The organism is Gemmatimonadota bacterium (assembly GCA_016714015.1).
Taxonomy (GTDB): Bacteria; Gemmatimonadota; Gemmatimonadetes; order Gemmatimonadales; family Gemmatimonadaceae; genus Pseudogemmatithrix.
In genome coordinates, this window is record JADJNZ010000014.1 from 1 (window position 1) to 10,025 (window position 10,025).

Below are 10,025 nucleotides of genomic sequence, written 5' to 3' on the forward strand. Positions count from 1 at the left end.
GCGACCTCGTAGGCGGCGGCGCGTACGGCGGGAAGCGGCTGTTCGGCGAGGATCCAGGGGCGTGGGGGCATGGGCGCAAAGGTACGACGCGCGGGCTCGGCGTCCAGAGATCAGCGCCTGTACGGGATTCTGTGTGTGAGGCCATACTCACCCTGAGGAGGGGGAGATGGCCAGACCGAAGGAGTTCCCTGAGTTCGACCCCGCGGCGATGGATGCGCTGATCGGGAAGACGAAGACGCCGGAGGACCTGTCAGCGCTCTTCCGGTTCATGCAGAAGCGGATCGCCGAGCGGATTCTCGCGGGCGAGCTGACCGAGCATCTCGGGTACGCGCCGGGGGAGGAGAAGCCGGCGGGGCAGGCGAATCACCGGAACGGGGCGACGCCGAAGACGGTGCTGACCGAGTCCGGGGCGCTGCCGCTCGAGATCCCGCGCGACCGCGAGGGGCACGTTCCGGCCGCAGCTCGTGCCGACCGGCGTCCGGCGGCTGCCGCAGTTCGACGCGAACGTGCTGTCGCTCTATGCGCGCGGCGTCTCGGTGCGCGAGATCCAAAGCGCGGAGCAGCTCTATCAGGTCGAGGTCTCGCCGAGCGTGATCAGTGCGGTGACCGCCGAAGTGATGGAGGAGGTGACCGCCTGGCGGCAGCAGCGGCCGCTCGACCGCGTCTACCCCGTCGTGATCTTTGACGCGCTGCGCGTGAAGATCCGCGACGAAGGCGTGGTCCGGAACAAGGCCGTCTATCTGGCACTGGGTGTCGATCGCGACGGGCACAAGGGACGTGCTCGGCCTCTGGATCGAGCAAACCGAGGGGGCCAGCTTCTGGCTCCGCGTGATGACGGAGCTCAAGAGCCGCGGGGTCGAGGACATCCTGATCGCCCTCGTCGATGGCCTGGTCGGGTTCCCGGACGCGATCACGACGGTCTTCCCGCAGGCGCAGGTGCATCACTGCGTCGTGCACCTCGTGCGGCAGAGCCTCAACTTCGTGAGCTGGAAGGAGCGGAAGCCGCTGGCGGCGGCCCTCCGCACGATCTACCGCGCGCCCACGGAGGCGGCGGCGCTCGCCGCCCTCGAGGCCTTCGCGGCGAGTCCGGCGGGGACCAAGTATCCGGCAATCGTCGCGCTCTGGCGCCGGCACTGGCCGCACGTCGCCCCGGTCTTCGCGTACCCGCCGGCCATCCGGCAGCTCCTCTACACGACAAACGCGATCGAGAGCTTGCACATGCAGCTCCGAAAGATCGTGAAGACGCGCGGCCACTTTCCGACCGATGAGGCCGCGACCAAGTTGTCTCTACCTCGCGCTCCCCAACATCACGCGGAAGTGGCGGCGCGGGAACAACGCCTGGAAGGCCGCCATGCCGTACCTCGCCATGCTCTTCGGCAGTCGCTTCACGGATCACGCCTGATTACCGCACCGGCCTCACACACAGAAATCCGCACAGGCCCCCCGCCTGCTGCGCTCGACATCGCTTGACCGGAGCCGCTCGTCTCGACTCGGGAGCGGCCACCTGCCACCGCATCGCTGCGACCTGCCACTGCGACGCTGTCAACTTCAACTACAGCGCTGTCAACTGAGATCGCATCGCTGTCAATCGCCACTGCATCGCTGCTTCGTGGCACTACGACGCTGCGAATCGAAAGTAGGAGACTCGCACACGAGACTCGCAGACTCGCACGCGACTCCCGCAGGCTTGAACGCGATCGCAGCAGACTTGAAGGCGACTCCAGCAGACTTGAACGCGACTCCCGCAGACTTGAACGCGACCGCAGCAGACTTGAACGCGACTCCCGCAGACTCGCACGCGACTGCAGCAGACTCGCACGCGACTGCAGCAGACTTGAACGCGACCGCAGCAGACTTGAACGCGACTGCAGCAGACTTGAACGCGACCGCAGCAGACTTGAACGCGACTGCTGCAGACTTGAACGCGACTGCAGCAGACTTGAACGCGACCGCCGCAGACTTGAACGCGACTCCAGCAGACTTGAACGCGACTGCAGCAGACTTGAACGCGACTGCCGCAGACTTGATCGCGACTGCAGCAGACTCGAACGCGATCGCCGCAGACTTGATCGCGACCGTAGCAGACTTGAACGCGACCGCAGCAGACTTGAGCTGCGACTCCAGCAGACTTGATCGCGATTCCAGCAGACTCGCGGTCGAATGCAGCAGACTTCATCACGAGTTTCGCAACCGAAAACTCGACGCAGCACCCTTCACCGACACCCGCGCGTCGAGATCACCGTCATTTCGGCCTGCGACTGCGCCGTAGTGGCGCAGAACGCGACCACGGCGGCCTACAGAGGCAAACTTCGGGCCGCGCGCGCGGTTCGACCGCCCGCGTCGGCGGCAAGCGGTCAGTCTGCGGTGCCCCGCCCGCGCGCCACTTGGAGACTGGCGACGAACATCAGGCTCACGACGGGCAACCAGAGCGCGCGCTCGGCGGCACTCGGCGTGATGGCGTTCGCGACAGTGCCCACCGCGCAGTAGGCGACGACGCCCCAGACCGCCCGCGCAAAGCGCGGCGGGGATGCGGCGCGTGCGCGTATCATATGGATGAAGACCGCGAGGAGCGCGGCGGAGAAGAGCGCGACGGCACGGGCGCCAGGTGGGAGCGGCCCGTCGACGCGGCCGCCTTGGGTCAGCCTTCCCCACGGCGCCCCGGCTACGAGGGCGAGCTGGAAGGCGATGACGATGCCGGTGAGGGCGGTGAACGCGTGCGCGAAGACGAGCCGAGGCATCACTGCTTCGCCCGCGCGGCGTCGAGGTCGAAGGCCACGGTGTCGGCGCGCGTCGCGGCGTCCGGCTCGCGAGCACAACCGATGGCGAGGACGGCGGCGAGCGCCAACCAACGGACGCGTGCGAATCGCGCCACGAAGCGAGGGCTGCAGGTGGGGAGCACGGGACCTGGCCGGGATGACGAGGACGGATCCGCAGCGGACCCGTCCCACCAAAGTGGTGCGCCCGGCGCGCGGCCCGCTACTCCGCCCGCAGCACGCGCACCGGATCCGCGCGCGTCGCCGCCCACGCCGGCCATGCACTCGCGCCGAGCGTCGCCGCCGCCAACGCCGCCGCGACCACCACGTACGCCATCGGCGCGGCCGGCGACACCTCGAACAGGTACTCGCGCAGCGCCCACGCCGTCCCGAACGCCGCCGGCACGCCGAGCACGATCCCGAGCACCACGCCGCGCATCGCATCGCCCACGAGGAGCCGCGCCACGCTGCGCGGGGAACCGCCCACCGCCATGCGGATCCCCACCTCGCGCAGCCGGCGGGCCGCCGTGCGCGCGCTCACGCCGTAGAGCCCCACCGCGGCGAGCAGGGCCGCGAGTGCGCCGAAGGCCGTGAACAGGATCGTCCGGTAGCGCTGTGCGCCGTACGACCGTTCGATCGCCTCCGGGACGCGCGTGACCGAGCGCAGCACCATCTGGCCGTCGAGTTCCCGCAGGATCGCCCGCACCGTGGCCGCCGCGAGCGCGGCATCCTCGCCGCGCACGAGGAAGGTGGGTGCCGAGTTGGGATGCTGGTCATACGGGATGTAGATCCCCGCGCCGTCGGCGACGGCGAGCGATCGACCGCGCACGTCCGCGGCGACGCCGACCACGCGACGCCACACCCCTTGGTGCCGCACGCGCTGCCCGATGGGCTGATGGGTCCCGAAGTCCCGACGCACCATCGCCTCGCTCACGATCGCGACCGGCTCGCCCCCGAACACGTCGCCCGGCTCGAACGCGCGCCCGGCGACGATGCGGACGCCCATCGTCTCGAAGTAGTCCGTGGCCACGGACTGTTGCACGGTATGCTGTGGCGTGCGTTCGCCCGCGATCGTCGGATCGAGCGTGACGGGGGAGCTGCTGCTGTTCCCCGAGTACGGGGGCGCACTGCTCACGGTGACGCGACTCACCCCGGGGAGTGCGGCGATGCGACGCCGCGCGCCCTCGGTGAGCGCCCGCACCCGGTCGTCCTCGTACTGCCAGGGCATCGTCACGCGGAGCGCGGTGAGACGGTCCGCCTGGAATCCGGGATCGACGGCGGTGAGTCGATAGAGGCTCTGCCCGAGCAGCACGCTCATCACGAGGAGGACCATCGACATCGCGATCTGCGCGGTGAGCAGCCCGCGATGGAGGAACGCGGCTCCGCGCGCGGTCTGCCCCCCGCCGCTGCGCACCGCGGCCGCGGGGCCGCTCCGGCCGACGAGCCACGCCGGCACGACGCCGAACACCAACCCCGTCACGAGCGCAGTGAGCAGCGCGAAGCCGAGCACGCGCGCGTCGATCCGCACGGCATCGAGTCCCGGCAGCCGGTCCGGCGCGATCGCCAGCAGGCCGCGCAGCATCACCGCCGAGAGCACGGCGCCGAGCGCCGAGGCGACGAGGGCGAGCAGCAGGCTCTCGCCGAGGAGCTGGCGGACGAGTCGTCCCTGCCCCGCGCCGAGCGCCACGCGCACGGTGATCTCGTTGCGACGCGCGCTCACCTCGCCGAGCTGCAGGAGGGCGACGTTCACGCACGCGATCAACAGCAGGAGTCCCGCGGCGGCGAGCAGCAGGAGCACCGGGCCGCTCGCGCTGCGTCCCTGATCCTCCTGCCACATCGCCACGCGCGCCACGAGCGTGCTGTCGCCCGTCACCTCGCGCAGCGCGGGCGTCGCCTGCTGCGAGGCGCCCACGAACGTCGCGCCGGCGCCGAGCCGGGCGATCGCCCGGTAGTTCCGGTTGCGCCGCTCGGCGAGGTCGGACGAGTCCTGCAGCGCGGGCACCCAGACGTGCGGCGGCTCGGCGGTGCGATCGAGCCGGAAGCCGGCGGGCATCACGCCGATGATCGTGTGCGGCGCGCCGCCGAGCACGATGCGGCGCCCGAGCATCGCGGGATCGCCGCCGTAGCGGCCGCGCCAGGCCTCCCAGCTCAGGATGCCGACGTCGGCGCCGCCGAGCGCGTCCTCGCCCTCGGTGAACGTCCGCCCCAGCGCCGGCGTGACGCGCAGCGTCTCGAAGACCGATTGGGTCACGACGCCCACCGGCACGGGCTCGGTGCCGTCCTCGGTGGTGAGCGTCGAGGCGCCCATGTTCCAGAGGCCGATCGACGCGAAGCCACTGGTCGCGTCGCGCATCGCGTGGTATTCCCCGGTGCCGACCGGCGTGGCCTCGGCGAGGAAGCCGAGCACCGGATCGTTCGCGAGGGCGGGCTGGCCGATCCAGACCGCGGCGAGGCGATCCGGTTCGTGGAAGGGGAGCGGCCGCAGCAGGACGCCGTCCACCACGCTGAAGATCGCCGTCGTCGCGCCGATGCCGAGCGCGAGCACCGCGATGATGAGCAGCGAGGCCGCGCGCCGGCGCGCGACCATCCGCCAGGCGAAGCGCGCGTCCTGGATCGCTTCCGTGATGAAGCGGAGGCGGCGCGCGGTCCCTTCGCTGGCGCGGCCGATGCGCGTGAGTTCGGCGCGCACCCCACCCATGTCGCCGAAGGCCGCGAGGGCCTGCTCGCGCGCCTCGGCGGGGTTCACCCCGCGCGCAACGAGATCGCGTTCGCGCATCGCGAGGTGGAACGCCAGCTCGGCGTCCACCTGCTCGTCCACGGCCTTGGGGAGGATCTCCCGCTCGATGTCGCCCTCGCGCGGCTCCTTCATGGCACCGCCTCGAGCACGAGGGTGACCGACGCGGCGAAGGCGCGCCAGTCCGCGGCCTCCTTGCGCAGCTCGCGTCGTCCCGCGGCGGTGAGCTGGTAGAACTTCGCCGACCGCCCGAGCTCGGAGATGCGCCAATCGCTCGAGATGAGCTTCCGCTGCTCCATGCGATGGAGGGCCGGGTAGAGCGTCCCCTCCTCGGCGCGGAATCCCTCGTTGGAGCGCTCCTCCAGCCATCGCGCGATGGCGTAGCCGTGGCGGGGGCCCCAGGCGAGGGTGGAGAGGATGAGGAGCTCGATCGTCCCGCGGAGGCGGTCGTGTCGTGGCATGGAGGGGCCCTTTACATAGGTTTCTAGGTATCCGGATGATGGTAGGACATCGGGCCGGGCGGAAGGGTTTCGTGGCGGGACTTGGCGTTCCGATGGGCCAGCTTCGGAGCGGCCGCTTTCTCTATAGCGGTGACGTCCGACACCGCGCCGCCAAGAGGCCGCTGGCCGCGCGCAGGTCGACATCCGCCAGCAGCAGACCGGCGACCCCGTAGGGTTGCCAGCACTGCAGGGACCCATCCGGTCGCGCGATCGCTGACGTCGTCGGGGCGCCGTCGCTCGCGTAGTTGACCGACGCGAAGTAGCACGTGTTCTCGGCGGCCCGACAGAGGATCGCCTTCTCGTGGAACGAGTTCGCGGGATCGCCGAACGCGGTCGGGCGAAACGCGCCGGGTTCGGCCCGACTGGCGTGCGGATGAAACACCACCTGCGCACCACGCCGCACCGCCCATCGCACCGTCTCGGGATAGCGCCACCCCTCGTGGCAGATCACGACCCCGAAGGTCAGCGGACCGGCGGTGAACACGTGTCGGTCCGTCCCGAACGCGGGATACCGGTGCTCCTCGTCCGGATCGAGCTGCCCCTTGTCCTGCCACCCCGCGACGGTGCCATCCGCGTTGATGACACACGCCGTGATCTGCAGGCCGCGCTCGGTGCACCGCTCCGTGCCGACGATGACCGTGACGGCGGCCGCCTTGGCCGCCGCGGCGACGGTGACCAGCGCCTGCTCGAGGAACAGGGGGTCGGGCTCCGGGAGCCGCGTGTCCGGCCACCGATACCCGGGGATGAAGCATTCCGGAAAGCACAGCACGCGGGCCTGCTGTCGGCCGGCCTCGTGAATCGCGGCGGTCGCGAGCTGGACGGCCTCGGTGGGCGTGTTCGGCGCGTCGAGGTTGGCGAGGGCGATCCGGACGGTGGTCATGGGCAGCACCGCATACGCGCGAGCCCGCTCTCCACCCGGCGCGCGAGCGCTGGCGTGGACGCGCGGACCAACTCGCGCCACTGCTCCTCGTGATCGGGCGGCGCGATGGGGTACAGGGCGGCGACCGGCGCACCCGGCGCGATGATGCTCTGCTGGTATCCCACGAGGTGCCACAGCTCCTCATAGATGGAGTGCGACGCGCCGTCGGGCCGAAGCGTGACCTGTTCGAGCGTCAGCCCTGACAACAGGTGCGCTCGTTCCGGGAACTCCCCGACGAGGAACAGATGCTCGAGAATGTGCATGACTTCGCCCGCGTGATGATCGCCTTGGCCTATGGAATCGTGATCCGCGTGCCGCTGAGCGGCGTCGGAGTCGCCGGCGCAGGAGCCGGTGCCCCCGCCGCGTCGAACACCTGCACGGTCTCGGTCGCGGTGAGGGAATCGCCGCGCACGGTGATCCGCATCGTGAGCTCCAGGCGCCCAGCGTACTGATGCGTCGCCCGGTCGGCGGAGAGCTCCACCCACTTGCCCTCGATGTGGTCGCCGCGGACCGCCCAGACGCCCTTGCCGTCGCTGTCGCTCGTGCGCGGATTGCCGGCGTCCGGATTGGCCTGATGCATGGTGCCGTCGGCGTTGAACACATACAGATGGTAGGGGAACGGCGCGTTCGGATCGTGCACCAGCCAGGTGCCGACGATCGGAGGGACCGGGGCGGCCTCTTCGCGTGGGCGGTCGCAGCCGAGTGTGCTCAGTGCGACGGCGGCGAGCACGGGGAGGACGGAGAGCCTGAGGGCTGTGCGCATGACGTGGCGATGGATGTGTTGAGGGCGGTGCCGCGATCCGCTTTCCTAGCGGCGCCGCTGCAGCGCAAAAACGAACTCCTGCGTCGAGAAGATGCACTGCGGCGCGCCGCTGTACTGCGCGGGTTGGTAGCGCAGGGCGCCCAGCGTGGTCCGGACCGAGGCGGTGAACGCGGGATGCGAGCTCTCGAGGACGACCGTCGTCCGCGGATCGACGCGGCCGACGGTGTCGATCGCGTATCCGACGGTGACGCGGCCCTCGATGGAATCGGCGAGCAGCTCCGGCGGGTACCGCAGCGAGGCGCCGCCCCGAATCGTGCGGGGTTCGAGCTCGATGCCGAGCTGATCGCGCCGCGCCGATGTGAGGGTCCCGCGCGACCGGGGGAGCGCGAGGCGGAAGGGGAGATCGAACTCCGTCGTCGCGTCGAGGGCGCAGCGTGTCGGTGTCGATGACCCCGAGCCCCATCCCGACGAACGAGAGTCGTTAGAGGCCGGGCGCGGCGGCCCCATCAGGCTCGAACGTCCCGTCCGCGCGTGCAGGTGCGCGAGATAGAAAAAAAAAAAAAAAAAAAAAAAAAAAAAAAAGCGAATCCGACGCGCCGGCGAGGGCCACGCCGATGCAGGCGAGGGGCTGCTCGGTCGCGCCGAAGTACACGCGGCCGCCGAGGACACCATGCGCGGGGGCGTCGGCGAAGGGGAGGAGGGTGCAGAGGGACAGGGCGAGCAGGGATCGTGACCTGGTCATCCGACGTCGGACCTCTTGGACGCAGGGCGCTTGCGAGACGCGGTGGTCGCGCGGCGGCCGGCTCGGGGCGCGGGCGCCGATTCACGCCCGCCCGCACACCGCCAGGCGTCGCGCAAGAGGCCGCGCAGCTCCGGCACGCGCATGGTCGGGGAGGTGCAGGAGCACCGCCGGATACCCGTTGTAGTGCGGCTCGGTGAAGAACCTCACCGGATCGGACTTGAGCAGCGAGGTCCTTCTCGCCGAGGTTCGCGACGCGGATCGCGAGGACCTTCGGGTTCGGCACCGCGCCTTCTTGGGCGTCAGGCGCTCGAGCCAGACCCACACGCCCCTCTTGAGCTTGTCCTTCACGGGGAGCGCGAAGGCGAAGCGCCCGGTCTCCTCGACGGTGCCCGGGAGCGCCCGTGCGATGCGCCTCACGTCTGCTTGCGTGGCCATGGGTCCTCGGCTCGTGACGCACGAACTTGCCGATGCGTACCGGAGATCGCCAGACCCGAGGCGTTGGCGACGTTGGCGATCGCGCGGCATGCTTGACGGATCGTCGACCCACCCCGATCGCACTTCCTGTCCCGGAGCACCCGATGACTTCACGCAGGGTCGGCGCGGCCGCGTCCTGCGCGCTGGTCATCCTGGCGCTCGCATCGCTACCGGTGTTGACGCGTTGGCTCGCGCAAAGGCCGCCGCGCCTCACGGGGGACGCCTTCCTCGACGCGAAGATCGCCTACCAGGTCGTCTCGGCACTCCCCATGATCGCCGTGGTCGCCGCCGTCCGCTTCCTGGGCGCGCGAGCGGTTCTTGCGCGCGGGCGATGCGCGCGCCCCCGCCGGTGCGATCCGCCTGCTCGGCGTCCACGCGGGCGAGCCATGGTCGGTCGTCGGACGCAACTTCGCCGTCATCGCCACCGCGGTCACCGCCGTCGTCGTGTGGCTCCAGGTCGCCCGCGGCCAGGAAGGCCTGCTCGCGGCATTGCCGATGTCCCTGCTGCTCGCGCTTCCGTTCGCCGCCGCGAACGCCGCGACCGAGGAAGGTCTCGTTCGCCTCGCGCTCCTCGAGGGAACCGTCGATGTCCTCGGTGCCCCGCGCGCCGCCATGCTGTCGGGGGTCGTGTTCGGCACCGTTCACTACTTCGGTGTGCCAGGTGGAGCACCCGGTGTCGTACTCGCGGGCTTCCTCGGCTACGTGCTCGCTCGCTCCGTGACGGAGACGAACGGCGTGCGGTGGGCGTGGTTCATCCACTTCCTGCAGGACGTCGTCATCTTCGCGCTGTTGTTCGCTGTGCGCTGATGGCGGCTGACGGAGCGTCGCGGGCCCCGAAGATGGGTGTGCGCCGATCCGCTAGCGCTCAGCGCGCGGAACGTGTGCTTCTGCTGCGAGCGCGCCCATTAAATGCGGTTGTGGGCAGCAAGCGTCGTTAGAGCGCCGCGCGCGGTCGTCGTCTGCGATGTCCCGTGCACCCCTCGAATCACTGGAATGCACGCGAACGCAATGGTTCGAAGGCCCCAACTCAGACAGAAAGTGGACTCAAAGAAAGGGATAGGCGATTCCTCGTACTTTCTTCTTTGCTTCGGAAACAACTGCTCGATTGCGCTCGTTGGCCGCTCCTCGACGATGACCCAC

At 70.0% G+C, this 10,025-nt stretch carries 10 protein-coding genes and 1 pseudogene; 2 read left to right on the top strand and 9 right to left on the bottom strand.

Annotated features, from left to right (window positions below; all coding sequences use genetic code 11):
- Window positions 1–166: 166 nt before the first annotated feature.
- Window positions 167–1,402: pseudogene (locus IPJ78_19365) on the top strand (IS256 family transposase).
- Between the two features lie 952 nt (window positions 1,403–2,354).
- On the opposite strand, the gene IPJ78_19370 reads toward IPJ78_19365, so the two are convergent.
- From IPJ78_19370 to IPJ78_19410, 9 genes are all read right to left on the bottom strand, one after another.
- On the bottom strand, window positions 2,355–2,738 hold the full coding sequence (locus IPJ78_19370) for a hypothetical protein (protein ID MBK7908689.1): 384 nt from the start codon (window positions 2,736–2,738) through the stop codon (window positions 2,355–2,357).
- 238 nt (window positions 2,739–2,976) lie between these two features.
- Window positions 2,977–5,622 carry an ABC transporter permease gene (locus IPJ78_19375; protein MBK7908690.1) on the bottom strand — a complete coding sequence of 882 codons (2,646 nt, stop codon included), beginning with the start codon at window positions 5,620–5,622 and terminating at the stop codon, window positions 2,977–2,979.
- The gene (locus tag IPJ78_19380) at window positions 5,619–5,948 is read right to left on the bottom strand and encodes a PadR family transcriptional regulator (GenBank protein MBK7908691.1); all 330 of its coding nucleotides are present in this window, start codon (window positions 5,946–5,948) and stop codon (window positions 5,619–5,621) included. The genes IPJ78_19375 and IPJ78_19380 overlap by 4 nt, the downstream gene beginning before the upstream one ends.
- Window positions 5,949–6,069: 121 nt before the next feature.
- Window positions 6,070–6,867 (bottom strand): carbon-nitrogen hydrolase family protein, encoded by a 798-nt coding sequence (locus IPJ78_19385; protein ID MBK7908692.1) that lies wholly within the window; start codon window positions 6,865–6,867, stop codon window positions 6,070–6,072.
- Window positions 6,864–7,169 carry a hypothetical protein gene (locus IPJ78_19390; protein MBK7908693.1) on the bottom strand — a complete coding sequence of 102 codons (306 nt, stop codon included), beginning with the start codon at window positions 7,167–7,169 and terminating at the stop codon, window positions 6,864–6,866. The genes IPJ78_19385 and IPJ78_19390 overlap by 4 nt, the downstream gene beginning before the upstream one ends.
- A gap of 29 nt (window positions 7,170–7,198) precedes the next feature.
- Window positions 7,199–7,669 (bottom strand): hypothetical protein, encoded by a 471-nt coding sequence (locus IPJ78_19395; GenBank protein MBK7908694.1) that lies wholly within the window; start codon window positions 7,667–7,669, stop codon window positions 7,199–7,201.
- A 45-nt stretch (window positions 7,670–7,714) separates the two neighbouring features.
- Window positions 7,715–8,176 (bottom strand): energy transducer TonB, encoded by a 462-nt coding sequence (locus IPJ78_19400; protein ID MBK7908695.1) that lies wholly within the window; start codon window positions 8,174–8,176, stop codon window positions 7,715–7,717.
- Window positions 8,151–8,411 (bottom strand): hypothetical protein, encoded by a 261-nt coding sequence (locus IPJ78_19405; GenBank protein ID MBK7908696.1) that lies wholly within the window; start codon window positions 8,409–8,411, stop codon window positions 8,151–8,153. The genes IPJ78_19400 and IPJ78_19405 overlap by 26 nt, the downstream gene beginning before the upstream one ends.
- 81 nt (window positions 8,412–8,492) lie before the next feature.
- Window positions 8,493–8,846, bottom strand: coding sequence for a hypothetical protein (locus tag IPJ78_19410; protein MBK7908697.1), 354 nt, complete (start codon window positions 8,844–8,846; stop codon window positions 8,493–8,495).
- Window positions 8,847–9,203: 357 nt separating this feature from the next.
- On the opposite strand from IPJ78_19410, the gene IPJ78_19415 reads away from it, so the two are divergent.
- Window positions 9,204–9,692 (top strand): CPBP family intramembrane metalloprotease, encoded by a 489-nt coding sequence (locus tag IPJ78_19415; protein MBK7908698.1) that lies wholly within the window; start codon window positions 9,204–9,206, stop codon window positions 9,690–9,692.
- The last annotated feature ends 333 nt before the right edge of the window (window positions 9,693–10,025 follow it).

Bases quoted from the DNA above. Each gene is read 5' to 3' on its own strand.
- IPJ78_19370 (MBK7908689.1), bottom strand. From the start codon at position 2,738: ATGCCTCGGCTCGTCTTCGCGCACGCGTTCACCGCCCTCACCGGCATC.
- IPJ78_19375 (MBK7908690.1), bottom strand. From the start codon at position 5,622: ATGAAGGAGCCGCGCGAGGGCGACATCGAGCGGGAGATCCTCCCCAAG.
- IPJ78_19380 (MBK7908691.1), bottom strand. From the start codon at position 5,948: ATGCCACGACACGACCGCCTCCGCGGGACGATCGAGCTCCTCATCCTC.
- IPJ78_19385 (MBK7908692.1), bottom strand. From the start codon at position 6,867: ATGACCACCGTCCGGATCGCCCTCGCCAACCTCGACGCGCCGAACACG.
- IPJ78_19390 (MBK7908693.1), bottom strand. From the start codon at position 7,169: ATGCACATTCTCGAGCATCTGTTCCTCGTCGGGGAGTTCCCGGAACGA.
- IPJ78_19395 (MBK7908694.1), bottom strand. From the start codon at position 7,669: ATGCGCACAGCCCTCAGGCTCTCCGTCCTCCCCGTGCTCGCCGCCGTC.
- IPJ78_19400 (MBK7908695.1), bottom strand. From the start codon at position 8,176: ATGGGGCCGCCGCGCCCGGCCTCTAACGACTCTCGTTCGTCGGGATGG.
- IPJ78_19405 (MBK7908696.1), bottom strand. From the start codon at position 8,411: ATGACCAGGTCACGATCCCTGCTCGCCCTGTCCCTCTGCACCCTCCTC.
- IPJ78_19410 (MBK7908697.1), bottom strand. From the start codon at position 8,846: ATGGCCACGCAAGCAGACGTGAGGCGCATCGCACGGGCGCTCCCGGGC.